24 protein-coding genes are annotated in these 26,364 nt (G+C 61.0%); 18 read left to right on the top strand and 6 right to left on the bottom strand.

The features are described 5' to 3' along the window. Positions 1 to 14 precede the first annotated feature (14 nt). The gene (locus HX817_RS24190) at positions 15 to 449 is read left to right on the top strand and encodes a MarR family transcriptional regulator (protein WP_004371158.1); all 435 of its coding nucleotides are present in this window, start codon (positions 15 to 17) and stop codon (positions 447 to 449) included. Positions 450 to 581: 132 nt separating this feature from the next. Here the strand turns inward: HX817_RS24190 and HX817_RS24195 are convergent, their stop codons facing one another. Continuing rightward, entirely contained in the window at positions 582 to 2,771 is a 2,190-nt protein-coding gene (locus tag HX817_RS24195; RefSeq protein ID WP_177027712.1) for a patatin-like phospholipase family protein, read from the bottom strand. Positions 2,772 to 2,854: 83 nt separating this feature from the next. Here HX817_RS24195 and HX817_RS24200 point away from each other — a divergent pair, with 83 nt between their 5' ends. Continuing rightward, positions 2,855 to 3,142 carry a SelT/SelW/SelH family protein gene (locus tag HX817_RS24200; RefSeq protein ID WP_003214624.1) on the top strand — a complete coding sequence of 96 codons (288 nt, stop codon included), beginning with the start codon at positions 2,855 to 2,857 and terminating at the stop codon, positions 3,140 to 3,142. Here the strand turns inward: HX817_RS24200 and HX817_RS24205 are convergent. Then, positions 3,136 to 4,026 (bottom strand): DMT family transporter, encoded by an 891-nt coding sequence (locus HX817_RS24205; RefSeq protein ID WP_177041420.1) that lies wholly within the window; start codon positions 4,024 to 4,026, stop codon positions 3,136 to 3,138. The genes HX817_RS24200 and HX817_RS24205 overlap by 7 nt on opposite strands. Before the next feature lie 154 nt (positions 4,027 to 4,180). After that, positions 4,181 to 4,972, bottom strand: a complete 792-nt coding sequence (locus HX817_RS24210) for an AraC family transcriptional regulator (protein ID WP_177041422.1) — start codon at positions 4,970 to 4,972, stop codon at positions 4,181 to 4,183. Between the two features lie 133 nt (positions 4,973 to 5,105). Here HX817_RS24210 and HX817_RS24215 point away from each other — a divergent pair, with 133 nt between their 5' ends. Continuing rightward, complete coding sequence (locus HX817_RS24215; protein ID WP_003214618.1) at positions 5,106 to 5,915, top strand: UDP-2,3-diacylglucosamine diphosphatase; 810 nt, start codon at positions 5,106 to 5,108, stop codon at positions 5,913 to 5,915. A gap of 141 nt (positions 5,916 to 6,056) precedes the next feature. Here HX817_RS24215 and HX817_RS24220 read toward each other — a convergent pair whose 3' ends face one another. The 3 genes from HX817_RS24220 to phhA form a co-directional block, all read right to left on the bottom strand. Beyond that, positions 6,057 to 7,253 (bottom strand): amino acid aminotransferase, encoded by a 1,197-nt coding sequence (locus HX817_RS24220; RefSeq protein ID WP_177041424.1) that lies wholly within the window; start codon positions 7,251 to 7,253, stop codon positions 6,057 to 6,059. Next, the gene (locus HX817_RS24225) at positions 7,253 to 7,609 is read right to left on the bottom strand and encodes a 4a-hydroxytetrahydrobiopterin dehydratase (protein WP_003214616.1); all 357 of its coding nucleotides are present in this window, start codon (positions 7,607 to 7,609) and stop codon (positions 7,253 to 7,255) included. Before HX817_RS24225 ends, HX817_RS24220 begins: the two co-directional genes overlap by 1 nt. Before the next feature lie 104 nt (positions 7,610 to 7,713). Next, complete coding sequence (gene phhA / locus HX817_RS24230; protein ID WP_003214615.1) at positions 7,714 to 8,505, bottom strand: phenylalanine 4-monooxygenase; 792 nt, start codon at positions 8,503 to 8,505, stop codon at positions 7,714 to 7,716. A gap of 266 nt (positions 8,506 to 8,771) precedes the next feature. On the opposite strand from phhA, the gene HX817_RS24235 reads away from it, so the two are divergent. From HX817_RS24235 to HX817_RS24305, 15 genes are all read left to right on the top strand, one after another. Then, positions 8,772 to 10,337 carry a sigma-54-dependent transcriptional regulator gene (locus tag HX817_RS24235; protein WP_177041426.1) on the top strand — a complete coding sequence of 522 codons (1,566 nt, stop codon included), beginning with the start codon at positions 8,772 to 8,774 and terminating at the stop codon, positions 10,335 to 10,337. Between the two features lie 306 nt (positions 10,338 to 10,643). Next, positions 10,644 to 11,384 (top strand): flagellar basal body rod protein FlgF, encoded by a 741-nt coding sequence (locus HX817_RS24240; RefSeq protein ID WP_003214611.1) that lies wholly within the window; start codon positions 10,644 to 10,646, stop codon positions 11,382 to 11,384. A gap of 63 nt (positions 11,385 to 11,447) precedes the next feature. Then, entirely contained in the window at positions 11,448 to 12,233 is a 786-nt protein-coding gene (gene flgG, locus HX817_RS24245) for a flagellar basal-body rod protein FlgG (RefSeq protein ID WP_003214609.1), read from the top strand. 53 nt (positions 12,234 to 12,286) lie between these two features. Further along, a complete protein-coding gene (gene flgH / locus HX817_RS24250; RefSeq protein WP_003214607.1) occupies positions 12,287 to 12,982 on the top strand; it encodes a flagellar basal body L-ring protein FlgH in 696 nt (231 codons plus the stop codon). Between the two features lie 27 nt (positions 12,983 to 13,009). After that, positions 13,010 to 14,098 carry a flagellar basal body P-ring protein FlgI gene (locus HX817_RS24255; RefSeq protein WP_032899355.1) on the top strand — a complete coding sequence of 363 codons (1,089 nt, stop codon included), beginning with the start codon at positions 13,010 to 13,012 and terminating at the stop codon, positions 14,096 to 14,098. Between the two features lie 4 nt (positions 14,099 to 14,102). After that, on the top strand, positions 14,103 to 15,365 hold the full coding sequence (gene flgJ / locus HX817_RS24260) for a flagellar assembly peptidoglycan hydrolase FlgJ (RefSeq protein WP_087692741.1): 1,263 nt from the start codon (positions 14,103 to 14,105) through the stop codon (positions 15,363 to 15,365). A gap of 10 nt (positions 15,366 to 15,375) precedes the next feature. Then, positions 15,376 to 17,412 carry a flagellar hook-associated protein FlgK gene (gene flgK, locus HX817_RS24265; RefSeq protein ID WP_087692740.1) on the top strand — a complete coding sequence of 679 codons (2,037 nt, stop codon included), beginning with the start codon at positions 15,376 to 15,378 and terminating at the stop codon, positions 17,410 to 17,412. Between the two features lie 14 nt (positions 17,413 to 17,426). Continuing rightward, the gene (locus tag HX817_RS24270; protein WP_003214602.1) at positions 17,427 to 19,010 is read left to right on the top strand and encodes a flagellar hook-associated protein 3; all 1,584 of its coding nucleotides are present in this window, start codon (positions 17,427 to 17,429) and stop codon (positions 19,008 to 19,010) included. A 303-nt stretch (positions 19,011 to 19,313) separates the two neighbouring features. Next, on the top strand, positions 19,314 to 20,243 hold the full coding sequence (locus HX817_RS24275; protein WP_003214601.1) for a ketoacyl-ACP synthase III: 930 nt from the start codon (positions 19,314 to 19,316) through the stop codon (positions 20,241 to 20,243). A gap of 266 nt (positions 20,244 to 20,509) precedes the next feature. Continuing rightward, on the top strand, positions 20,510 to 21,943 hold the full coding sequence (locus tag HX817_RS24280; protein WP_087694338.1) for a flagellin: 1,434 nt from the start codon (positions 20,510 to 20,512) through the stop codon (positions 21,941 to 21,943). 74 nt (positions 21,944 to 22,017) lie between these two features. Further along, positions 22,018 to 22,374 carry a flagellar protein FlaG gene (locus tag HX817_RS24285; protein ID WP_177035126.1) on the top strand — a complete coding sequence of 119 codons (357 nt, stop codon included), beginning with the start codon at positions 22,018 to 22,020 and terminating at the stop codon, positions 22,372 to 22,374. An 80-nt stretch (positions 22,375 to 22,454) separates the two neighbouring features. Beyond that, positions 22,455 to 23,846 (top strand): flagellar filament capping protein FliD, encoded by a 1,392-nt coding sequence (fliD, locus tag HX817_RS24290; RefSeq protein ID WP_087694336.1) that lies wholly within the window; start codon positions 22,455 to 22,457, stop codon positions 23,844 to 23,846. 129 nt (positions 23,847 to 23,975) lie between these two features. Then, on the top strand, positions 23,976 to 24,371 hold the full coding sequence (fliS, locus tag HX817_RS24295; RefSeq protein WP_003214591.1) for a flagellar export chaperone FliS: 396 nt from the start codon (positions 23,976 to 23,978) through the stop codon (positions 24,369 to 24,371). A 24-nt stretch (positions 24,372 to 24,395) separates the two neighbouring features. After that, entirely contained in the window at positions 24,396 to 24,692 is a 297-nt protein-coding gene (locus tag HX817_RS24300; protein ID WP_003214590.1) for a hypothetical protein, read from the top strand. A 171-nt stretch (positions 24,693 to 24,863) separates the two neighbouring features. Next, a complete protein-coding gene (locus tag HX817_RS24305; RefSeq protein WP_003214588.1) occupies positions 24,864 to 26,339 on the top strand; it encodes a sigma-54 dependent transcriptional regulator in 1,476 nt (491 codons plus the stop codon). The last annotated feature ends 25 nt before the right edge of the window (positions 26,340 to 26,364 follow it).

Below are 26,364 nucleotides of genomic sequence, written 5' to 3' on the forward strand. Positions count from 1 at the left end.
TCCATGAGTTTTTTATGCCGTTAACCGATCAACACCGTTTTGGCATGCAGTTGGCGCATATGTCCCGAGGATGGCGTGCCGAGCTGGATCGCCGCTTGGCAGGTTTGGGACTGTCCCAGGCACGCTGGCTGGTGCTGCTGCACCTGGCCCGTTTTACCGAACCGCCTACCCAGCGTGAGCTGGCGCAGAGTGTCGGGGTAGAGGGGCCCACCTTGGCCCGTTTGCTCGACAGCTTGGAAAGCCAGGGCCTGGTGCAACGCCAGGCCGTGGTGGAAGACCGCCGCGCCAAGCGCATTGTGCTGTGCGACACCGCGAAGCCGCTGATCGAGCAGATCGAGACCATCGCCACGGCCTTGCGCCATGAGCTGTTTGTGGGTGTCGATGAAGAGGATCTGCGGGTGTGCATGCGGGTGCATGAACACATCCTCGGAAATCTCGAGAAGTCCTGACCCCAGGTACACAGAAGATCAAAAATGTGGGAGCGGGCTTGCTCGCGAAGGCGGAGTGTCAGTGAATACATGTGCTGACTGACACACCGCCTTCGCGAGCAAGCCCGCTCCCACATGGGTTTTGCGGCGTAGTTAGAAGGTTTGCCCCAGGTTCAGGTACACCGCCTGCTGACTGTCATCGTTAAACCCATAACTGAAATTCAACGGCCCCAGCGGCGTATCAAACCCCAGGAAAATACTGGCGGCGTTGATGTACCCGCTGTCGTATTCATTGTCGTTGTTCCAAGCCCGCCCTCGCTCCAGTGATGCGCCCAGGTACAACGGGAAATCCAGCGGCAAATAAGACCGCGGCGTCAGCCGGCGATAGTAGACCGCGCGCATCAGGCTGATGTTCTGCCCGGCAATCGCATCCTCCCGGAAGCCCGACAGCTGCCGCGCGCCCCCCAGCAGGAAGCTGGAAATCACCACGTCCGACTTATCCAGGGTGCGCCCATAGCGCCCGCCGAGGATCAGTGTGTCCGGCCCGCTGCTCATGGCTTTGTCCAGCTTGAACTCCCACTGGCGATAGCGCTGGTCCGAACCCAGCCCCGGTTCGAACTCCCGGAAGGCCAGGCCAATGTCTTCGCCGGTATGGGGGAAGTACACGTTGTCGAACGAGTCGAAGGAGTACTTCAGCTCATAGAAACCCTCGCTGAAGTTGATGCTCGGTGAATTCCGGTCGCCAATGCGCACATCCGCCTTGCCCCAGGCCTCGCCGACGCCGAAACGAATCTCGCCGCTGTTGCCGATCTGCCGGCCCACGTTCAGGCCGAAGCCGTAGCGTTCCAGGCGGTATTCCGAGATCGGGTTATTGTCTTCAATCAGTTCGACGTTCTGCGCCTGGGCACTGATATAGGGCGCGACGAAGTAGCGTGAACCGGTGTCCATCGGCTGATAGAACTCGCTGTACAGCTCCTGCTTGTCCCCGATCTGCACCCGCGTCAGCCATTCGGCGCCGAGGCGGTTGATGCCGTTCATGCGGTAGCTGGCGCCGAGGTTGAAGGCGCTGTCGCCGCGCATGTCATCCGACAGGTTCAGGCCCAGGCGCAGGTAGTCGGTGCCGCTGCGTTTGCCCCGGGCACTGATGACCAGGGTGTTGTCCTTGCCCTTTTTCACCACGCGGTATTGCACCTGTTCGAAGTAATCCAGGCCGTACAGAGTGCCCATGTCGGTTTGCAGGCGGGCCAGGTCCAGGGGCTCGCCGAGGTTCTGGCGGATGTAGTAGCGGATCACCTCGTCGCCCACCTTGGAGTCGTTCTCTACCTTGATTGCGGTGATCACCGGGTTGCGCTCGCCGGCCGTTCGCGCAGCCACCAGCGACGGGTCCACCGGTTCGGCCGGGCGCAGGTGCGCCAGGCGCACGTCGAGTGCGCGGGTGGCGCGGTAGCCCGCGTCGATCATGTCCTTGGCGCGCCCGAAATCCGTCACCCCGTAGGCGGCCAGGGGCGGCTGGATCAGCACGTCGCGGGGCGCCAAGGCCTTGAGTTGTTCTTCGGAATTGCGCCGGGTCATCAGGGTGATGGACTGGTTGAGCACGTCCACCACGGTGTTGAGTTGCTTGCGTGAGCGCAGCGGGGTGCCGATGTCGACGACGATGGCGATGTCGACCCCCATTTCCCGCGCCACATCCAGCGGGATGTTATCGGTCATGCCGCCGTCCACCAGCAGCCGGCCATCCAGTTCCACCGGGGCAAATACCGCCGGGATCGACATGCTGGCGCGGATCACCTGGGGCAGGTGGCCTTTGCGGAACACCACTTTTTCACCACTGGTGATGTCGGTGGCCACGGCGCGGAAGGGGATCGGCAGCTTGTCGAAATCCCGCACGTTACTGGTGTGAGCGAACATGCTTTCCAGCAGCAAGGCCAGGTTCTGACCCTGGATCACCCCCAGTGGCAGGCCGAGGCTGCCGTCGTCGCGGAAGCTGAGTTTCTGTTTGACCAGGAAATCCCGGTCATCCTGCTTGCGCCGGAATGGCACGTCTTCCCGCGGTGGCGCGTCAGACAGGGCGAGCTTCCAGTCGATGTTCAGCGCGAGTTTTTCCAGCTCGTCGATCTTGTAGCCCGAGGCGTACAGCCCGCCGATCACCGCACCCATGCTGGTGCCGGCAATCGCATCGATGTGGATGCCCTGTTCTTCCAGGGCCTTGAGCACGCCAATGTGTGCCAGGCCACGGGCGGCGCCGCCGGAGAGCACCAGGCCGATCTTCGGGCGCGGATTTTCGACGGCTTGGACGAGGACAGGGAACAGGCACAGCAACAGACAGGACAACAGGCGGCGCATCATCAATCTCAAGGCAGGACGATAAAGGCCGGTATTATAGCCACTCGATCCTTTCAACCCGCCAAGCAGGAGCCAGTCAATTCATGTCAGCGGCCAAGCCCGAGATTGTCATCACCTATTGCACCCAGTGTCAGTGGCTGCTGCGCGCCGCCTGGCTGGCCCAGGAACTGCTGAGCACGTTCGCCGATGACCTCGGCAAAGTGGCCCTGGAGCCGGCCACCGGCGGTGCGTTTCGGATTACCTGCGACGGTGTGCAGATCTGGGAACGCAAGGCCGACGGGGGCTTCCCGGAAGCCAAGGTGCTCAAGCAACGGGTACGTGACCAGATCGACCCGCAACGGGACCTGGGGCATAACGACCGTACTCAGTGAACCTCGGCCGTGGTGGCCGGCTGCTTGGCCGGTTTGGCGCCGCCCATCAGCCCGGACACCACGATGGCCACGATGATCAGCGCGCCGCCCATCAGCATGCGCAGGGTTGGTGTTTCAGCAAACAGTAGCCAGGCCGCGGTGATGCCGTACACCGGCTCCATGGCGAACACCACCGCCGCCGTGCGCGCCTTGAGCACCGCGAGGCTGGCGACAAACAGGCTATGGGCCAAGCCGGTGCAGAACACCCCGAGCAGACCGATCCACAGCCAGTCCAGTGGTCGCACTTCGGCCAGCCCGGGCGCGGCGACGGGCAACAGGCACAGCGCTACCACCACGTTCTGGCACAAGGCGGCCTGCACCGGCGGGATGCGCCCACTGGCGCGGTTGTTCAGCGACAGCAGCGAGAACAACAACCCGGAGCCGACCGCCCACAGCAAGCCGCTGGTGGCCTGGCTGGCGAGATTGAAATCCGGCGTGACCAGCACCAGGCCGATGCTCACCAGCACCACCAGCAGGATCTCGTTGGCGCGAATCCGCTCGCGGAAAATCAAGCCTTCGAGAATCACCGTGAACGCCGGGAAGGTGGCGAAGCCCAGGGTGGCGATGGCCACACCGGCGACCTTTACCGCAATAAAGAAACTCACCCAATGCCCGGCCAGCAGCAGGCCGCTGACCAGCAGGCGGCGCCAGTCGCGGGCTTGCAGCTTCTGCCAGGGCGTGTTGCTGGCAAAGCGCGCAAAGATCGCCAGGGCAATGACCGCGAACGCGGCGCGGCCGAACACGATAATCGCCGGCGCAGCGGCCGCCAGTTTGCCGAACACACCAGTGAGGCCAAACATCAATGCGCCGATATGCAGGGCGCCGAGGGCTGTGCGGGGAGTCATTGCGATCCTTAAACGACGGGTTTACAGGATCGCAGTCTAGAGGGTTGCAGGCGTTCGCGTCTGTCGTTGGGCTCGCGGCTTTTGTCGCAGGACTCTTGCTTGGTGAAGATCCCTGTGGGAGCTGGCTTGCCTGCGATGCAGGCAACTCGGTCGTTCAGATAGCGCGCGGTGATGCTATCGCAGGCAAGCCAGCTCCTGCACCGGGCGGTGCTCGTCTGAAGGCTCGGGGCGAGAGGCCAAACTCGCGCAGCATCGCCGCAGCAAATGCACTTTGCGAACCATAGCCCACCCGCGCGGCAATCTCGCCGATCGGCAGCTGGCTGTCGCGCAACAGGCCACGGGCCATCTGCAAGCGCCGGGTGCGGATGTAGTCCATCGGCGTCTGCCCGCTTTCCGCGATAAACCGTGCATGCAGGCGGGCGACGGACAGGTCGGCGAGCTTCGCCAGGTCCGCCACTTGCAATGGGTACGCGGCGTGCCGCTGGATATGCGCATCGAATGCGGCATAGGGCAGGCGCTTGCCCACCGGCGGCTGCGCAAGGTTAAGGCTGGCCAGCAGCAATACGGCGCCTTGCTGGGCGATCAGCGGATCGTCCACCGGGCTGCTCGCCAGCCATTGCACCAGTTGGCTTTGGCGATTGTCGAGGGTCAGGTGTGCGCACCGGTCGAGCAAGCGGCGGCTGGCGTCGGCATGCTCGCCCAGGGACTGCGCCAGCCATTGCTCATCGGGTACGTCCAGCACCAGGCAGCGGCTGCCATCGCGACTGCGGCATGCGTGATGGGCGGAGTAGGGCAGCACCATCACACTGCTGTGCTGCACCTGGCCGCCCCGGCCATCCACCTCGAAGTCCAGGTGCCCGGACAGGCCAAACACCAGCTGTGCATGGTCGTGGCTATGGGCGATAGGCGCATCGGGGTAGTGGCGTAGCGTGAGGTTGGGTCTCATCGCAGTCTCCTGGGCAGGCCTGCAGTTTACATCGCTTCGCCGCCTGTGGGCGCTGTCATCAGACTGACGCAACACTGTCATGGGCTATTAATCCCATGGGCGCAAGCTCGCGAAAACACCGTGAGGCATGCCCATGACCAGCGCCGAACTCGCCAAACCCAGCCGCAAGCAGCGCGTGCGTACCCTGTGGATTTCCGACGTGCATTTGGGCACCCGGGATTGCCAGGCCGAACACCTCTCGCATTTCCTCAAGGGCTACCACGCCGACAAGGTCTACCTGGTGGGCGATATCATCGACGGCTGGAAGCTGCGCAGCGGCATGTATTGGCCCCAGGCCCACACCAACGTGATCCGCCGCCTGCTGACCATGAGCAAGCGCGGCACCGAGGTGATCTACGTCACCGGCAACCACGATGAATTCCTGCGGCGTTATTCGAAGCTGATCCTTGGCAATATCCAGTTGGTGGACGAAGCGGTGCACGTGACTGCCGATGGCCGGCATTTGCTGGTGATCCATGGCGACCAGTTCGACGTGATCACCCGGTATCACCGCTGGCTGGCGTTCCTCGGCGATTCGGCCTACGAATTCACCCTCACGCTCAACCGCTGGTTGAACCACTGGCGGGCGCGCTATGGCTACGGCTATTGGTCGTTGTCGGCGTACCTCAAGCACAAGGTCAAGACGGCCGTGAGCTTTATCAGTGATTTTGAAGAAGCGATTGCCCATGAAGTGACCAAGCGCGAATTGCACGGCGTGGTGTGCGGGCACATCCACCATGCGGAGATTCGCAAGGTGGGCGAGGTGGACTACCTCAATTGCGGGGATTGGGTGGAGTCGTGCACGGCGCTGATCGAGCACTGGGACGGGCATATCGAGCTGTATCGATTGGCGGATGCCCAGGCGAAAGAGGCACAGCTCAAAGCCGAGATGGTCGCGGGCTAAGCCTCAAACCCACAGACTCACTCGGTCTAAATGTGGGAGCGGGCTTGCTCGCGAATGCGGTGGGTCAGTCACCAGATAATTCGACTGACCCACCGCATTCGCGAGCAAGCCCGCTCCCACATTTGGATCCGGTTTGTTCAGTCAGGTGTGGGAAACATCTGCGATCGCTTCTGCCAACAACGTCAACCGCGTCGCATCAATCCCCGCCACGTTCGCACGCCCGGAATTGACCATATACACGCTGTGCTTGTCCCGCAGTTGCTTCACCTGGTCCGCACTCAACCCGGTATAGGAAAACATCCCGCGTTGCGCCGCGATGTGCGCAAACCGCTCCGACAACCCATGGGGCGCCAACGCCTCCACCAGCCCGGAACGCAGCTGCGCAATCCGCGCCCGCATCGCTTCCACTTCCTCGGCCCACTGCTTTTTCAGCCCGGCGTCACCGAGAATCGTCGCCACCACAGCAGCACCATGGTCCGGCGGCGTCGACCACAAGTTACGCGCAATAAACGCCAGCTGGCTGCGCACATCCGTCAGTTTCTCGGCGTCCGCCGCGCACACAATCAACGCGCCGACACGGTCGCTGTACAAGCCGAAGTTCTTCGAGCAGGAACTGGTGATCAGCACTTCGGGCAGCTCAGCCGCGAACAGCCGCACGGCCCATGCATCCTGTTCCAGGCCATCGCCAAAACCCTGATACGCAAAGTCGATCAGCGGCAGCAACTGACGTTCCTGGACGATCTTCAGCACCTGGCGCCAGTCATCGTGGGACAGGTCGAAACCGGTCGGGTTGTGGCAGCAGGCGTGCAGCAGCACCACATCGCCCTCAGGCACCGTCGACAGGGTGGCCAGCATTGCCGCTACGTCCAGACGATTGTCGCTGCCCACGTACGGGTAATGGCTGACCTTGAGCCCGGCCTTGGCGAAGATGGTTTCGTGGATCGGCCAGGTCGGGTTGCTCAGCCATACGCCACGGCCGGGCAGGCTGTGGGCGATAAAGTCGGCGCTCAGGCGCAGCGCGCCGGTGCCGCCAGGCGTCTGGGTGGCGCCGGCGCGGCGTTCACTCAGCAGCGGCGAACCAGCGCCCAGCACCAACTCACTGATCAGTGTGCCGAACGCGGCATTGCCATGGCCGCCGATGTAGGTCTTGGTGGTTTGTTGTTCCACCAGGCGCTGCTCGGCCAGTTTTACCGAATGGGGGATCGGCGTCAGGCCCTGGTCGTCCTTGTACACGCCCACGCCGAGGTCGAACTTGTTCGGGTTTGGATCCTGGGCGTACAACTCCATCAGCCCGAGGATCGGGTCTCCGGGCACCCGGCCAATTGCGTCGAAATGCATTACTTGCGGCCCTCGGCATCCTTGGCCACTTCGTCGGTGCGCGCGGCCATGATGAAGTCGTTGCGGTGCAGGCCCTTGATGGAGTGGCTCCACCAGGTCACGGTGACTTTGCCCCACTCGGTGAGCAGGCCCGGGTGATGGCCTTCAGCTTCGGAGATCACGCCCACGGCGTTGGTGAAGGCCAGGGCGAATTTGAAATTCTTGAACAGGAAGACCTTTTCCAGCTGCATCACGCCATCGCGTACTTCGATGTTCCAGTCGGGGATCTGCTTGATCAGCACCGGCAACTCTTCGTCGCTGACTTGCGGGGCGTCGGCGCGGCAGGCTTCGCAGTGGGCTTGGTTCAACGTGGTCATGTGGGTATTCCTGAAATCGAGTATTTGGAAACGGTCGTCAGTAGCGTCACCCTAAAGCAACGCGGGGCCAGGGAACAGACTCACCTGGCCCTAAAAGCCGCAGTTCAAGCCGCTTTTGGCTTGGGCGGGAACTTCGGTGCGTGCAGCCCCAGCTGCATCCCGCGTTCGACCATACCCATGATGTCTTCCTGCGCCACTTCGAACAGGCGCTTGAGGTTGGGCAGGGCGAAGTACACGGGTTGCAGAATGTCGATGCGATACGGCGTGCGCATCGCTTCGAGCGGGTCGAAGGCTTGATGCTCGGGCACGTCCGAGAGGCAGTACACGGTCTCCTTGGGCGAAGACAGGATGCCGCCACCGTAGATGCGCCGGCCTTCGGGCGTGTCCACCAGGCCGAACTCGATGGTCATCCAGTACAGGCGCGCCAGGTACACGCGCTGTTCCTTGGTGGCGGCCAGGCCGAGCTTGCCGTAGGTGTGGGTGAATTCCGCGAACCAGGGGTTGGTCAGCAGTGGGCAATGGCCGAAGATCTCGTGAAAAATGTCCGGTTCCTGCAGGTAATCCAGCTCTTCACGGGTACGAATAAACGTCGCCACCGGAAACTGCTTGTTGGCGAGCAATTCGAAAAAAGTCTGGAAGGGGATCAGCGCCGGCACCCGGGCGACTTGCCAGCCCGTGGTCTCGGCCAGCACTTTGTTGACTTCCGCCAGCTGTGGAATGCGGTCGTGGGGCAGGCCGAGCTTGTCGATGCCGTCCAGGTATTCCTGGCAGGCGCGGCCCTCGATCACTTTCAGTTGGCGCGTGATCAGGGTGTTCCACACCGCGTGTTCTTCGGGCGGGTAGTCGATAAAACCGTTCGCGTCGGGCTCGCGGGCCACGTACTGCGTCTGCTTCATACTGCTCTCCTGCTAGGCATTCGTTCTTGTTATGTCCTGGGATGAGCCTATTGATACGCCGCCTGGGCCAGGAAGCCATCCTCCTGCGCCATGCTTTTGTAGGAAAAGTTACTGAGATTCGTAAAGTTTTCGTTACGGTTGAGGCAATTCGTTCTCCCTGTGGCGTATTTTGGGTGTGAATCGCCATGCAGCTGTCACATAATCTTGACGATTATCTGCGGCCGGCGGCAAAAAGACGCAGCGACTCCACCTCTTCGGGCCTTCTCATGCGTATCAAAGTGCATTGCCAGAACCGCATCGGCATCCTGCGGGACATCCTCAACCTGCTGGTGGAGTACGGCGTGAACGTTGCCAAGGGCGAGGTCGGTGGCGAGCACGGCAACGCCATTTACCTCTATTGCCCGAACCTGGTGAACCTGCAGTTCCAGGCATTGCGCCCGCAGTTCGAGGCGATTGCCGGGGTATTTGGCGTCAAGCGGGTAGGGCTGATGCCCAGCGAGCGTCGGCATATGGAGCTCAACGCGCTGCTGGGGGCGCTGGAGTTTCCGGTGCTGTCCATCGACATGGGCGGCTCCATCGTCGCGGCCAACCGCGCGGCGGCGCAGTTGCTCGGAGTACGGGTGGATGAGGTGCCGGGCATTCCGTTGTCGCGCTACGCCGAAGATTTCGATTTGCCGGAACTGGTACGGGCCAGCAAATCGCGAATCAACGGCCTGCGGGTCAAGGTCAAGGGCGATGTATTCCTGGCCGATATTGCGCCGCTGCAATCCTCCGAGCATGACGACAGCGAAGCCATGGCCGGCGCCGTACTGACCCTGCACCGCGCCGACCGGGTGGGTGAGCGTATCTACAATGTGCGCAAGCAGGAGCTGCGCGGCTTCGACAGCATTTTCCAAAGCTCCAGGGTCATGGCCGCCGTGGTGCGTGAGGCTCGGCGCATGGCGCCGTTGGATGCGCCTCTATTAATAGAAGGCGAAACCGGCACCGGCAAAGAGTTGCTGGCCCGCGCCTGCCACCTGGCCAGCCCGCGCGGCCAGTCGCCGTTGATGGCGCTCAACTGCGCCGGTTTGCCCGAGTCCATGGCCGAGACCGAGTTGTTCGGCTATGGTCCCGGCGCCTTTGAAGGGGCGAGGGCGGAGGGCAAGTTGGGACTGCTGGAGCTGACGGCGGGCGGTACGTTGTTTCTCGACGGCGTCGGCGAAATGAGCGCGCGGTTGCAGGTGAAGTTGCTGCGCTTTCTGCAGGACGGCTGCTTTCGCCGTGTAGGCAGTGATGAAGAGGTGTACCTGGATGTGCGGGTTATCTGCGCGACCCAGGTGGACCTTTCCGAACTGTGTGCCCGGGGCGAATTCCGCCAGGACCTTTACCATCGTCTCAATGTGCTCTCGCTGCATATCCCGCCGCTACGCGAGTGCCTCGACGGTTTGCCGCCGCTGGTGGAGCACTTTCTGGATCAGGCCAGCCGGCAGATCGGCTGCCCGCTGCCCAAGCTCGCACCGGCGGCGATGGAACGCCTCAGCCATTACCACTGGCCGGGGAATGTGCGGCAGTTGGAGAACGTGCTGTTCCAGGCGGTTTCGCTGTGTGAGGGCGGCACCGTCAAGACCGAGCACATTCGCCTGCCGGACTATGGCGTGCGCCAGCCGCTGGGGGATTTTTCCCTGGAAGGCGGGTTGGAGGAGATCGTCGGGCGCTTTGAAAAGGCCGTGCTGGCGCAGTTGTATGCCGAACATCCCAGCAGCCGTCTGTTGGGCAAGCGGCTGGGCGTGTCCCACACCACTATTGCCAACAAATTGCGTGACTACGAAGTCGTCAAAGCCGAACGCGGTTAAACCTGTGGGAGCTGGCTTGCCTGCGATAGCGGCGGGTCAGCAAAACAAGTGGTAGCTGATACACCGCCATCGCAGGCAAGCCAGCTCCTACAGTTGATCTTTGTCGGTCTTGATACCTGCACTTGCCGTTAGCGGCATAAGTCCGCCGTTTTTTCGACTCTCTTCCTGCTGCCCTCAGCTGCCACCTGCCGGCAAACCCCCGCCCCGCCTGGACTTTCCCTCATTTCAAAAAGTTGGTTCGCAAATTGCTTAAGCCTCATCAGTACAGCGGTGGGCGGCAAGCGTCCGTCAGAAAGAGGAAAGAGCGTGGATAAGTACCTTTACGTGGCAATGACCGGCGCCAGCCAGAATGCACTGGCGCAGAAGGCCCACGCCAACAACTTGGCGAACGTTTCCACCAATGGTTTCCAGCGTGACCTGGAACAGGCGCGCTCGATGCCGGTGTTCGGTGACAGCTTTCCGGCGCGAGCCTTTGCCTTGACCGAGCGCCCAGGCACGGACTTTTCCCCTGGCGCGATGATTGAAACCGGCCGTGACCTCGATGTGGCCGTCAGCGGTGACGGCTGGATGGCCGTGCAAAACCCGGATGGCGGCGAGTCCTACGTGCGCAGCGCCAGCATGAACGTCGATGCGCTGGGCGTGCTGCGGGCCGGCAACGGTATGCCGATCATGGGCAACGGCGGCCCGATTGCCGTGCCGCCCCAGCAGCAGATCGAAGTCGGCCAGGACGGCACCATCAGCATCCGCGCCATGGGCGAAGGCCCGCGGGTGATGGCTGAAGTGGACCGGATCAAGCTGGTGCAGCCCGACCTCAAGAACATGACCAAGGGCCTCGACGGCACCATCCACACCAAGGATGGCCAGCCGGCCCAGGCCGATGCCAACGTCAAGCTGACGTCGGGCTTCCTGCAGGCGAGCAACGTGAACGCCGTCGAAGAAATGACGGCAGTCCTGGCCCTGTCCAAGCAGTTCGAATTGCACATCAAGATGATGAACAGCGCCAAAGAAGACGACCAGGCCATGACCCGCGTCCTGGCGATGAGCTGATAGCAGCCACACACTAATTTTTGTAGCGCGGCGCCATAAAACAGGCGCACGAAGGAGAAGAACATGCTTCCGGCTCTATACGTTGCCAAGACAGGCCTGTCCGCCCAGGACACCAACCTGACCACCATTTCCAACAACCTGGCCAACGTGTCGACCACGGGTTTCAAACGTGACCGCGCCGAGTTCCAGGACTTGCTCTATCAGATCAAGAAGCAGCCTGGCGCCCAGTCGACCCAGGACAGCGAATTGCCGTCGGGCCTGCAACTGGGTACCGGTGTGGCAATCGTTGGCACCCAGAAGAACTTCAGCGCTGGTAACTTGCAGCAGACCGGCCAGCCGCTGGACCTGGCAGTCAACGGCAAGGGTTTCTTCCAGATCCTGCAGCCGGACGGCACCACCACCTACACCCGTGACGGTACGTTCCACCTGGACTCCAACGGCCAGGTCGTGACCGCCAATGGCTTCGCGCTGGAGCCGGCGATTGTCGTGCCGAACAACGCCCAGACCTTCACCGTCGGCAACGACGGCACCGTGTCGATCACCGTGGCCGGCAACCCGGCGTCCCAGGTGATCGGCAACCTGCAAACCGCCGACTTCATCAACCCGGCCGGCCTGCAGGCGATCGGTAACAACCTGTTCCTGGAAACCGCGTCCAGCGGCGCGCCGCAAATCGGCACCCCGGGCCTCAACGGTTTTGGTACCACCCTGCAAAGCACCCTGGAAACGTCCAACGTCAGCACCGTTGAAGAGATGGTCAACATGATCACCACTCAGCGCGCCTACGAGATGAACTCCAAGGTGATTTCCACCGCCGACCAGATGCTTTCGTTCGTAACGCAGAATCTGTAATCAAGTCTATGGGGCGCCCTTGAAGGCGCCTGCAACACCGTGAGGTATGGGTCATGAATCGCTATGTTTCTGTTCTGGCATTGAGTGGGATTGCTGTGCTCGCGGGCTGTGTCGCCCCGACGCCTAAGCCCAATGACCCGTACTATGCGCCGGTGTTGCCGCGCACGCCGTTGCCGGCGGCCGCCAACAATGGCTCGATCTACCAGGCCGGGTTCGAACAGAACCTGTACAGCGACCGCAAGGCCTTCCGGGTCGGTGACATCATCACCATCACGCTGAACGAGAAGACCCAGGCGAGCAAGAACGCCAACTCGCAGATCGGCAAGACCAGCAAGACCAGCATCGGCCTGACTTCATTGTTTGGCGGTGTACCGAACACCAACAACCCGCTGGGCAGCGGTGACCTGAGCCTGGACGCCGGCTACAGCGGCGACCGCGCCACCAACGGCAAGAGTGCGGCAGGGCAGGGCAACAGCCTGACCGGCTCGATCACCGTGACCGTGGCCGACGTGCTGCCCAACGGCATCATTGCGGTACGCGGCGAGAAGTGGATGACCCTCAACACCGGTGACGAACTGGTGCGCATTGCGGGCATGGTTCGCGCCGACGATATCTCCACCGACAACACCGTGCCGTCGACACGGATTGCCGATGCACGCATCACCTACTCGGGTACGGGTTCGTTTGCTGACGCCAGTCAGCCGGGCTGGTTTGACCGTTTCTTCCTTAGCCCGCTGTTCCCTTTCTAGGTGATCACTTTGAACTTCAAACAGCTGATGGCTGCGATGTTGCTGCTGGCCCTGAGCGCAGGCGCCCAGGCCGAGCGCTTGAAAGACATCGCGAGCATTTCCGGCGTGCGGTCCAACCAACTGATCGGCTACGGCCTGGTGGTGGGGCTTAACGGCACGGGTGACCAGACCACCCAGACCCCGTTCACCCTGCAGACCTTCAACAACATGCTCTCGCAGTTCGGCATCAAGGTACCGCCGGGCTCGGGCAACGTGCAGTTGAAGAACGTCGCTGCGGTGTCCATCAGCGCTGACTTGCCGCCGTTCGCCAAGCCGGGGCAGGTGGTCGATATCACCGTCTCGTCCATGGGTAACTCGAAAAGCCTGCGCGGCGGCACCTTGCTGATGACCCCGCTCAAAGGTATCGACGGCAACGTCTACGCCATTGCCCAGGGCAACCTGGTGGTGGGTGGCTTTGATGCCGAAGGTCGCGACGGTTCGAAGATCACCGTCAACGTGCCGTCGGCCGGGCGGATTCCCGGTGGTGCCTCGGTGGAGCGCACCGTGCCCAGCGGCTTCAACCAGGGCAACAGCCTGACCCTGAACCTCAACCGCTCTGACTTCACCACCGCCAAGCGCGTGGTCGACAAGATCAATGAGCTGCTCGGCCCGGGCGTGGCCCAGGCCATCGATGGCGGCTCGGTTCGTGTGACGGCACCGCTGGACCCAAGCCAGCGTGTGGACTACCTGTCCCTGCTGGAAAACCTTGAGGTTGACCCGGGCCAGGCGGTGGCGAAAGTCATCATCAACTCGCGGACCGGCACCATCGTGATCGGCCAGAACGTCAAGGTTTCGCCAGCGGCCGTGACCCACGGCAGCCTGACCGTGACCATCACCGAAGACCCGATCGTCAGCCAGCCTGGCCCGTTGTCCAACGGCCAGACTGCCGTGGTACCCCGTTCGCGGGTGAATGCCCAGCAAGAAGCCAAGCCGATGTTCAAGTTCGGCCCCGGCACCACCCTGGACGAGATTGTCCGTGCGGTGAACCAGGTGGGCGCAGCGCCCGGCGACTTGATGGCGATCCTCGAAGCATTGAAACAGGCCGGCGCCTTGCAAGCCGACCTGATCGTGATCTGACGCCATGGCCATGGACATGCGCAAGAGCGGCCTGACCAGCACGGCGGATTCGGGTTCCTATTCCGACCTCAACCGGCTTAACCAGTTGAAGGTCGGCGACAAGAACAGCGACGGCAACATGCGCAAGGTCGCGCAGGAATTCGAGTCGCTGTTTCTCGGCGAGATGCTCAAGTCCATGCGTTCGGCCACCGAAGCCCTGGGCAAGGACAACCCGCTGAATACCCCGGCGGCCAAGCAGTACCAGGAAATGTACGACCAGCAGTTGGCGGTTTCCCTGTCTCGCGAGGGCGGTGGTATCGGCCTGGCGGACGTGCTGCTGCGCCAGATGCAGAAGAACAAACCGGTGGACGCCCAGGCGGCCACCTTGCAAGGCCCGGCTGCGCCCGCGAAGAAGGTGGATGTGCCGACTGAAATTGCCGCCGGTACCAAGGCCGATGGCCCGCTGGGCCGCAGCAATGGTCAGCGACCATTGTGGGCGTACCGCGTGGCGGTGCCTGAAGGCACCAACTCCCACGCCAACGACATGGCGCTGATGAACCAGCGACGCATCTCGTTGCCGAGCAAGCTGACGGATCGCCTGCTGGCCGGCATCGTGCCGGGTGCCGAGGCTACCACTGCCGCCAAGGCCGCGCCGCTGCGCAACAGCGCTGCCGATGATGGCGTGGTCAACAGCACCGCCCGCAGCCTTGCCGCCATACCGCCTCGCGGGCAGATGCAGGTTTACGGTCGCGCCGTCGCCCAGCCACCGCTGGCACCGGCGAAGAAAGCCTTCAGCTCGCAGGATGAATTTGTCGCCACCATGTTGCCGATGGCCAAGCAGGCCGCCGCGCGGATTGGCGTCGACCCACGCTACCTGGTGGCCCAGGCCGCCCTGGAAACCGGTTGGGGTAAATCGGTGATGCGTGCCGAGGATGGCACCAGCAGCCACAACCTGTTCGGCATCAAGGCCGGCCAGAGTTGGCAGGGCGAACAGGCCCGGGCGATCACCAGCGAGTTTCGCAATGGCGCGATGGTCAAGGAGACGGCGCAGTTCCGTTCCTACAATTCCTACCAGGACAGCTTCCATGACCTGGTCACGTTGCTGCAAAGCAATGATCGCTATAAAGAAGTTGTGAAATCAGCCGACAACCCGGAACAGTTTGTGCGCGAGTTGCAAAAAGCCGGTTATGCAACCGACCCGGATTACGCCAGCAAGATTTCGCAGATCGCAAAAACGATGAACAGCTACCAGAACTACGCTGCCGCGGGCGCTTCCACTCATTTATAAGGTCTGAATCATGAGTTTGCTCAATATCGGGATGTCGGGGCTCAATGCCGCCCAGGGATCGTTGTCGGTCTTAAGTAACAACATCGCCAACGTCAACACCCCGGGATACTCGCGTCAACAGAGCGCTCAGACCGCGAATGCGTCGAACGCCTACGGCGGCGTATTTATCGGCACCGGTACGACCCTGGCGGACGTGCGTCGGGTGTACAACCAGTTTCTCACCACGGCTTACCAGAACAGCACGGCACTCGACAGCGATGCCAACGCCTACCTGGACCAGGCCAGTGCCATCGACAAGACCTTGTCGGATTCCAACACCGGCATGTCTTCGGTGCTCAGTGCCTTCTTCGCGGCGGCGCAGACGGCTTCAGCCACCCCGGGCGACGTGTCCGCGCGCCAATTGCTGCTGACCAGCGCCCAGACCCTGAGCAACCGCTTCAACTCCATTTCCGGCCAGTTGAACCAGCAGAAACAAACGATCAACAGTCAGTTGAGCACCATGACGGACCAGGTCAACAAGCTGACGTCCTCGATCGCCTCGCTCAACAAGCAGATTGCCCAGGCCCAGGGGACTTCCAGCAGTGCGCCGGCCAACCTGCTGGACTCGCGTGACGAAGCGGTGCGCTCGCTCAACGAGCTGATCGGCGTTACGGCCACGGAAAAAAACGGACAGTACAGTATTACGACCGGTACGGGGCAGTCGCTGGTGGAAGGCGGGATATCCAATAATATCTCTGCGGTACCGAGTAGCACCGACAATAGCCAGTACACCATCCAACTCTCGATGGGCGACTCGTCCATTGACCTTGGCAATGTAGTCACCGGCGGCAGTATCGGTGGCTTGCTTCGCTATCGCAGTGACGTGCTGATGCCGGCCATCAATGATCTGGGGCGCATCGCGATTGCCACGGCAGACACGATCAACAACCAGTTGGGCCAGGGCCTGGACCTCAACGGCGAATTCGGTTCGTCGCTGTTCACCGATATCAACAGCGCGGCGGCGATTTCCCAGCGCAGCCAAGGGGCCGCCGGCAACAGCGCGGGGTCTGGCAACCTGAATGTCACGATCAAGGACAGCAGCCAACTGACGACCTACGACTACAAAGTCACGTTTACCAGCGGTAACCAGTACAACGTCGTCCGCTCCGACGGCAAGGCCATGGGTTCGTTCGACACCACCACCACGCCGCCGCCGGTGATTGATGGCTTTACCCTGGCACTGGACGGCAAAGGGCCCATGGCTGCCGGTGACAGCTTCAAGGTCAGCCCCACGGCCAACGGGGCCACGGGCATCGGTGTCGATCTGAAGGACGTCAACAAGCTCGCCTTCGCGGGCCCCTTGGCGGGGAACGCAAGCAAGACCAACACCGGCACCGGTACGTTCACACCGCCTCAGCTGACTGTGCCGCTGGATATTCATGGCGGCGCTGATACCGCCCAGTTGCGCGCCGGCATCGAAAACTCCATGCCGGTAAAAATGCTCTTTGGCAAGCCGGCCGCCGACGGAACCCAGTCGTATACGGTGAGCGACGCGCAAGGCAATCCGATCGGCAGTGGCACCATCATCCCGGGCCAGGGCAACAAGATCAGCATCAACGTACCGATGCGCGATGCCTCCGGTGCGTTGATCCCGGGCAAAAGCTTCAACTTCGACACCACGGTCGGCGGCTCGCCTGCCAATGGTGACAGCACGACTTTCTCGTTCAACGCTTCGGGCACCTCCGACAACCGCAACGCCCAGCAATTGCTGGACTTGCAGACCAAGGCCACCGTGGGCGCCAGCGACGGCAGCCCGGGTGTGAGCCTGGTCAGCGCCAACGCTCGACTCGTGTCGCAGGTGGGCTCCAAAGCCAGCCAGGCCGCTACCGACTCCACCGCGACGGGTGCGCTGTTGGCAGCGAACAAGGCGGCCAGCAACTCGGTGTCCCAGGTCAACCTGGATGAAGAGGCGGGTGACATGATCAAGTTCCAGCAGTACTACACCGCGTCGTCGCAGATCATCAAGGCTGCGCAAGAAACTTTCAGCACACTGATTAATGCCCTTTAAAGGAGTCTGGGACGATGCGTATTTCTACACAGCAGTATTTCGACACCAGCGCCAGCAAGTACCAGACGAACTATTCCGGTGTGGTGAAAGCCCAGGACCAGGCGAGCAGCGGTATCCGGGTGCAGACCGCCTCCGATGACCCCGTCGCCGCCGCGCGCTTGCTGCAATTGCAGCAACAGAAAGACATGCTTGGCCAGTTCAACGGCAACATCAACACCCTGCAGAACTCGCTGACCAACGAAGAATCGGTGTTAAAGAGCATCAACACCGCCTTGCAGCGCGGTAATGAACTGGCGCTGCGTGCGGCCAACCAGTCCCTGAGCGATGACGATCGTAAATCCATCGCCAGCGAAGTGGGCGCGCTTGAGGACCAGGTGCTGGGCTTGCTCAACTCCAAGGATGCCAACGGCAACTACATGTTTTCCGGGTCGAAAACCGACACGCCGCCTTACATCCGCAATAACGACGGCACCTACACGTATCAGGGTGACGAGACGCCGCTGAGCTTGCAGATCTCGGACAATCTGTCGATGGCGGGGGGCGACACCGGTAAGTCGATGATGGAAAGTTCGACCAACACCGGTCGCACCCAGGCTACGTTGTTGCCGCCTGCGGTCAATGACGGCAAGGTCGCGGTATCGGCGGGCACGGTGACCTCCGGTGTCACCTACACCAAGAGTTTTACCGACGGCCAGCCCTACAAGCTGACCTTCAGCAGCAGCACGCAGTATTCCGTGACCGACAAGGACGGTAACGACGTTACCTCGGAGATTCCCGGCAACGGCACTTTCGATGCGACCAAAGAGGGCGCATCCAGCGTCAACCTGCGCGGCGTCAAGTTCGATATCAGCCTGACGCTCGGCGCGGACGTTGCGCCCGGCGCTGACTCCGACGCACTGGTGGCGGGCAAGGCGTTCACCCTGCAATCCAAGCCGGACACCTTCAGTGCTTCGCGTTCGCCAGGCAACGCGTCGACTGCACAAGTGACCGGTGGCCAGGTGACGGATCAGGCGGCCTACGCCAGCACCTTCCCTGATACCGGTGCGGTGATCAAATTCACCAGCGGCACCACGTATGAGGTGTATGCGCAGCCCTACAGTCCGAACAGCAAGACCATCGCGACCGGCACCATGGCTGCCGGTGCCACCTCGATCAACGCGGCCGGCGTGACGTTCGACATCAGTGGTGCGCCAGGGGCGGGCGACCAGTTTGCGGTCAGCGCCGTCAGCAACAAGAACGAAAACGCCCTGGACACGTTGAGCCAATTGCGCAAAGCCCTGGAAACGCCGGCTGACGGCAATCTGGTCGCGCAGAACAACCTCAAGGATGTGGTGGCCAAAACCATCGGCAACCTGAACAACGCCAGTTCACAGATTGACCAGGTGCGCGGCTCCATCGGTGCTCGCCAGAATGCCCTGGATCTTCAAACGGATGAAAACACCAGCCTGGGGACTGCCAATACCAACACCATGAGTTCCCTGGGCAACGTTGACATGGGTCAGGCGGCGATCAACCTGCAGCTTCAGCAAACCATGCTGCAGGCCTCTCAGTTGGCCTTTGTGAAAATCTCTCAGTTGAGCCTGTTCAACAAAATGTGATGTCCGCAGCTGCAAACCGGCGGCTCACCCTGGAAACGGGGTGGGCCGTTGTGGTTTTTGGCGTTTGTATGTCCCCGTGTTTCGCACAAAGCGCAGAAAATTGAGTGACCTGTGAGTCATAAAGCGCATCTTCACTGTATCGTGTGAAAAGGATAGGTCGTCGCCAGGTCTCTGCGAGGGCCTGCCGCCAGGGTACAAAGGCGGTTTTCGGCGAGTTTTTTGCGGGGTCATCCCCATTATTGTCAGCACCCGGCGACGTGTCTCGCGGGGTGTTCTCCAGCTATTTAGTATTGGGAAGCCACAATGATTGGCATAAAAAGCATCGCCAGTTACGTGCCGGCAGACGGGATTGATAACTACGCCCAGGGTGCCAAATTCGCCAAGGATGAAGAATTCATCATTGGCAAGATCGGTTCGGCGTTCCTGCCGCGCAAGGATGCCGCGCAGGAAACCTCCGATCTGTGCGTCGAGGCGGTCAACGCCTTGTTTGCCAACAACCCCGATTTGAAGCGCGAGTCCATCGATGCGCTGATCGTCGTTACCCAGAACGGCGACGAAGAGGGCTTGCCTCACACCGCCGCCATCGTCCAGGACAAGCTGGGCCTGCCGACGCACGTGGCGGCCTTCGATATTTCCCTGGGCTGCTCGGGCTACGTCTACGGCATCTATGCGATGAAGGGCTTCATGGAAGCCACCGGCCTGAAGAACGGCCTGCTGGTGACCGCCGATCCGTACTCGAAGATCGTCGACCCGGAAGACCGCAACACCACCATGCTGTTCGGCGATGCCGCTACCGCCACCTGGATGGGTGAAGACGCGCCGTGGCAGTTGGGCAAGTCCAAGTTCGGCACTGACGGCTCCGGTGCGCCGCACTTGAAGGTCAGCGATGGCGTGTTCTTCATGAACGGCCGCCAGGTGTTCAACTTCGCCTTGCTCAAGGTGCCGGCGCATTTGCACGAGCTGCTCAACGAATCGGACCTCAAGGCTGACGAGATCGATGCGTTCTGCATCCACCAGGGCAGTGCGGCGATTGTCGACGCCGTGGCCCGGCGTTTCGAAGACGCGCCGGTGGACAAGTTCATCAAGGACATGGTCGAGACCGGCAACACCGTGTCCTCGAGCATTCCGCTGCTGCTGGAAAAGCACATGCTCGACTCCACCTGGAAGCGCGTCGCCATCAGTGGTTTTGGTGTGGGGCTGTCCTGGGGCTCGGCGATTTTGCACCGCCCTTGACGACTTAAAGGCGCTGCACAAAAAAACGCCCATGATCGAAAGATCATGGGCGTTTTTTATTTGGCGCCAGAAAGCCAACAATTGCTGGGGTTTGGGCTATCGTAAATGCTTGAATTAAAAGGGGTGGCACGGCGCCAGTAAAAAAAATCAAAAAAGTCCTCAAGCAACCTGCTTTCACGACGATAACTATTACGAAGGTTCTCTAGGCCACACCCGGCGGTTGCCAGGGCCGGAAGCCGCAGTACACCACCCACGAGGATTTCGTCATGGCATTAACAGTAAACACCAACCTTGCTTCGTTGACCGTTCAGAACAACCTGAACAAGGCTTCCAGCGCCCTGCAAACTTCCATGCAGCGCCTGTCCTCCGGCCTGCGTATCAACAGCGCCAAAGACGATGCGGCCGGCCTGCAAATCGCTGGTCGTCTGACCAGCCAGATCAACGGCCTGGGCGTTGCCATCAAGAACGCCGGTGACGGTAACTCCATCGCGCAAACTGCTGAAGGCGCGATGCAGCAATCCACCAACATCCTGCAGACCATGCGTTCCCTGGCTCTGTCGTCCGCTAACGGCTCCCTCAGCGCTGACGACCGTAAGTCGAACCAGGCTCAGTACGCGGCTCTGACTTCTGAATTGACCCGTATCGCTTCTACCACCACTTTCGGTGGTCGTAACCTGCTGGACGGTTCTTTCGGTACTACCGCTTTCCAAGTGGGCGCCAACGCCAACCAGACCATCAACATGAGCCTGGGCAACGTATCGGCTAACAACATTGGTTCGCAGCAGCTGCTGTCCAGTGCTCAGACTCCAGGCGCCGGCGTTGCAGGCGGCACTATCACTGTTACCGGTGGCGGCCAGACCTCTGCTGCACTGACCATTGCTGCCGGCGCCTCTGCCAAGGCTATCGCTGCTCAACTGAACGGCGCGGTCGGCGGCCTGCAGGCCTCTGCCAGCAACGAAGCCAAGTTCACTGTTCCAGCCTTCGCGGCTCCTAACCCAAGTGGCAGCTTCACTCTGGCCGTAGGCAGCGCTTCGGTTAGCTTCACCGGTATCACCAAAGCTTCTGACCTGGCTGACCAACTGAACTCCAACGCTGCCAAACTGGGCATCAGCGTTAACTTCGACCAGTCGACCGACTCCCTGTCGATCAAATCCGACTCGGGTGAGAACTTCACCTTCTCCGGTGCTGACGCTGGCGGCCAGACCATCGGCGTGCAAACCAAGGGCGGCAACGGTCAGTTCGGCACTGCCGCAACCCTGACCGCTGCAAACCTGGTTGCTACTGGCCAAGTCTCGTTGAACTCCAGCTCCAGCTACTCGCTGGCTGGCGACGGCGTTACCGGCGTGTTCGGCGCAGCGGGTGCTACTGCTGTCAACTCGGGCAAAGTCGTTGTCAGCAACACTGACGTGACCACCGCTGCCAACGCACAGAGCGCTGTTGACGTGCTGACCCAGGCACTGTCCACCATCGACTCCCAGCGTGCTGACCTCGGTGCTGTACAAAACCGTTTCGACAACACCATCGCCAACCTGCAGAGCATCTCGGACAACTCCACTTCTGCCCGTGGCGTGATCCAGGACGTTGACTTCGCCGCTGAAACCGCTCAGCTGACCAAGCAACAAACCCTGCAACAGGCTTCGACTGCGATCCTGTCCCAGGCGAACCAACTGCCATCCGCTGTACTGAAGCTGCTTCAGTAATAACGGCGCTTGGTAACTGACGGAAGGGCGCGTTTACGTGCCCTTTTGTCTTTTGTCTAATGAGGTGATTGGTCATGGACATGAGCGTCAAACTGAACCTGTCTTACCCTGCGGCAGCGCCACAGAATGCTCCAGCTCCTGTCAGTGCCGATCCGCAGAAACCCAAGGTGGACTCCGTTGCTGGCGCGAAAGATGCCCAGCAGCCGAGCCACACCGACTTGAAAAAAGCCGTCAACGACATAAACGAATTCATCCAGGCTGCCCAGCGCAAACTGGATTTTTCCATTGATGACTCCACCCACCAGGTTGTGGTTAAGGTCATCGCAACCGAGAGCGGTGAAGTCATTCGCCAGATTCCTTCGGAATTGGCCCTGAAACTCGCCCAGAGCCTTCATGACGCCAGCAGCTTGCTGTTTGACGCCAAGGTCTAAACTGGCATGAACTTTGTTGCGAAAACTGCCTAGAGCGTGATTCGTCAATAAAGCATCAGCCCCGGATTAGGAGAAAGACGATGACAGTCGTAGCAGGTCTAACGGTCAACGGCCCGGGTACGGGTATCGACGTTCAAGGTCTTGTTAAGTCATTGGTGGGTTCGCAAACCGCACCCAAGCAAGCGCAGATCGACAGCCAGACCAAAATATCCACTGCGCAACTGACCTCGATCGGTAAAATCCAGGCGGCCTTGGACGCGTTCCGGGGCGCGCTGGACAATATGACCAAGACCGTCAACTTCAGCGGCCTGAGTTCGACGGTTTCGAACGATAAGCTCGCGACGGTCACGTTGGGCCCGGGTGCCGCGGCCGGTAACTTTACGTTGAACGTTACCAAGTTGGCCACGGCGTCCAAAGTCTCCACGGCAGTGATTCCTGGCGGGCCGACGGCCGTCGTCAATTCCGGGGCTTCGGCGACGGTGTTTACGGTCTCCCAGTCCGGCAAGGATTACAGCGTCAGTGTGCCGCCGGGCGGGACCCTGCAGCAGGTGCGTGACTCGCTCAACACGCAGTACGGCAATTCGGGCTTGAGTGCCAACATCCTGACTGACTCCAACGGTTCCCGGTTGGTGGTCACGTCCTCGACTACCGGTAAAGGTAGTGACATCACCTTCAAGGGCTCCTCGGGCCTGGATACGGGCGCGACTGTCGTGGGCGCGGCACCGGTGAACGCCGTGTATACCCTGGACGGCAGTCCTCAAGAGTCCACGAGTAATACCCTGCCCGACGCAATCAGTGGTGTGAGCATCACCTTGACGGGGGTTTCGGCAGCTGCCGACGGCCCTAACGGCGATTCGACGATCAAGGTGTCTGCGAACGCCGCCACCCTGAAGTCGGCAGTCAAGGGTTTCACGGACACTTACACAGCGTTGGTCAAGGCTGTGAATGCCGAGACTCAGGTCACCACCAATGCCGACGGTTCCGTCACGCCAGGCGCGCTGACCGGGGACAGCTCTGTGCGTACCATGATGGCGTCGATCCGCAACGTGATGAACTCGGTGACCGGTAGCGGCACGTTTTCATCCCTGGCGCAGTTTGGCGTGACCACGGACCAGACAGCGGGCACGCTGAGCGTCAGTGATGTGGCGTTTGACAAGGCCGCCCTCACTAACGGCTCCGACATCAACAGCATCTTCACCGGCCCCAATGGGCTGTTGACGAGCCTGACGAATGCCACAGCCAACTATGCGCTGAGCAAGACCGGGGTGTTCGCCCAAAAGTCCACGACCCTGCAGGACAACCTCAAGGACCTGACCAACCAACAGACCGCCCTGAACACGCGTTCTGATGCCCTGACGGCGTCCCTGACCCTGAAATACAACGCCATGGACTCCCTGGTTGCGCAGCTCAAGGCTCAGGGCGACAGCGTCATGACCACCCTCAACTCGCTGAACAATCCGAAGTCCACCTGATTGGCGGATGGATAAAGCCCGCCGAAGGCGCTGAGTCAAAGCGCCAGGCGGGCTAAAGTTTTGTGTAACGCCGTCGACATAATAATCAGCGTCCACCCTTTTAGCTGTCGCCTGTCACGAGGTAGAAACATGAATCCCATGAGAGCCCTTCGCCAATACCAGAAGGTCAACACCCACGCCCAGATCTCCGAAGCCAGCCCGCACCGCCTGGTGCAGTTGCTGATGGAAGGCGCACTGGATCGTATGGCGCAGGCCAAGGGTGCGATGGCTCGCGGTGATATCGCGCAGAAGGGGTTGATGCTGGGCAAGGCGGTGGACATCCTCGTCGGGTTGCGTGACGGCCTGAACCCCGAGAAGACCCCGGACCCGATTGCACTGCAGCAGTTGGATAACCTGTATGCCTTCATGACCATGCGCCTGCTGGAAGCCAACCGTCAGAATGACGCTGCGATGATCGATGAGGTCGCAGGTCTGATGATTACGCTCAAGGAAGGCTGGGACGGTATTGCCACAGAGGTACAGTAGGCCGTAAGGCCTGAGGACGATGTCATGAGCCAAGCATTGCAAAAAATCGACGAGACCCGTGAGGCGCTGTCCGAGGCGTTGGCTGAACGCAACTGGGGGGCGATCGGCGAACTGGATTTGGGCTGCCGCGCGTTGATCGATGCTGCGCTCAACGAGGAATCGGCGGATGAGGCAGCCATTCGGGCAAAACTGGAAGACTTGCTTTCGGTCTACCAGCAGTTGCTTGAGGCGACGACAGGGGAGCGACAGGCTATTTTCGAAGAGATGTCGCAGTTCAACCGAGCTAAACATGCGTCAAAGGTTTACCATATGTTCGGCTGAAGGCTCAGTTAATCCGAACACCGCGTGTCATAAATTTGACTGTGCACGATTTTTTGACTTAACTAGTGCTATTTTCAGACGTCAGAAAGCCGTAGCGCAGAAAATGCCTACAGCAATCTAGATTGCCCCAACTCGAGGGCATTAGAGTTTTACTAGGGAAGTTGCTATTGCATGTGGCGTGAAACCAAAATTCTGCTGATCGATGACGATAGCGTTCGGCGCCGCGATCTGGCGGTGATCCTGAATTTTCTTGGCGAAGAAAATCTACCCTGCGGCAGCCACGACTGGCAGCAGGCGGTCAGCTCTTTGTCGTCGAGCCGCGAAGTCATTTGTGTGCTGATCGGGACGGTAAACGCTCCTGGTGCAGTGCTGGGCTTGTTAAAGACACTGTCGACCTGGGATGAGTTCCTTCCGGTGTTGCTGATGGGCGATATTTCTTCCGTGGACCTTCCGGAAGACCAGCGCCGCCGCGTGCTTTCCACCCTCGAAATGCCCCCCAGCTACAGCAAATTGCTCGACTCCCTGCACCGTGCCCAGGTCTACCGCGAGATGTACGACCAGGCCCGCGAGCGCGGCCGTCACCGCGAACCCAACCTGTTCCGCAGCCTCGTCGGCACCAGTCGTGCGATCCAGCACGTGCGCCAGATGATGCAGCAAGTAGCCGACACCGACGCCAGTGTGCTGATCCTCGGCGAGTCGGGCACCGGCAAGGAAGTGGTCGCACGCAACCTGCACTACCATTCCAAGCGTCGTGACGGGCCGTTCGTGCCGGTCAACTGCGGGGCGATCCCGGCAGAACTGCTGGAAAGCGAACTGTTCGGCCACGAGAAGGGCGCCTTTACCGGGGCGATCACCAGCCGTGCCGGGCGTTTTGAACTGGCCAACGGCGGCACCCTGTTCCTCGACGAAATCGGCGACATGCCGCTGCCGATGCAGGTCAAGCTGCTGCGGGTATTGCAGGAGCGCACCTTCGAGCGCGTGGGCAGCAACAAGACCCAGAGCGTCGACGTACGCATCATCGCGGCCACCCACAAGAACCTCGAAAGCATGATCGAGGTCGGCAGCTTCCGCGAAGACCTGTACTACCGCCTCAACGTATTCCCGATCGAAATGGCGCCCCTGCGCGAGCGCGTCGAAGACATCCCGTTGCTGATGAACGAGCTGATCTCGCGCATGGAACACGAAAAGCGTGGTTCGATTCGCTTCAACTCGGCGGCGATCATGTCCCTGTGTCGCCACGGCTGGCCGGGCAACGTCCGCGAGCTGGCCAACCTGGTGGAGCGCATGGCGATCATGCACCCATACGGGGTGATCGGCGTGGTCGAGCTGCCGAAGAAATTCCGCTACGTCGACGACGAAGACGAGCAATTGGTGGACAGCCTGCGCAGCGACCTGGAAGAGCGCGTGGCCATCAACGGCCACACGCCGGACTTCGGCTCCACCGCCATGCTGCCGCCGGAAGGCCTGGACTTGAAGGACTACCTCGGCAGCCTCGAACAGGGCCTGATCCAGCAGGCACTCGACGACGCCAACGGTATCGTCGCCCGTGCCGCCGAGCGCCTGCGCATCCGACGTACCACCCTGGTGGAGAAGATGCGCAAGTACGGCATGAGCCGCAAGGAAGGTGATGAACAGGCGGATGATTGACGCCTGTTTTTCAACTGACTGAAAA

This window comes from Pseudomonas sp. C6002 (assembly GCF_013385805.1).
Lineage (GTDB): Bacteria > Pseudomonadota > Gammaproteobacteria > Pseudomonadales > Pseudomonadaceae > Aquipseudomonas.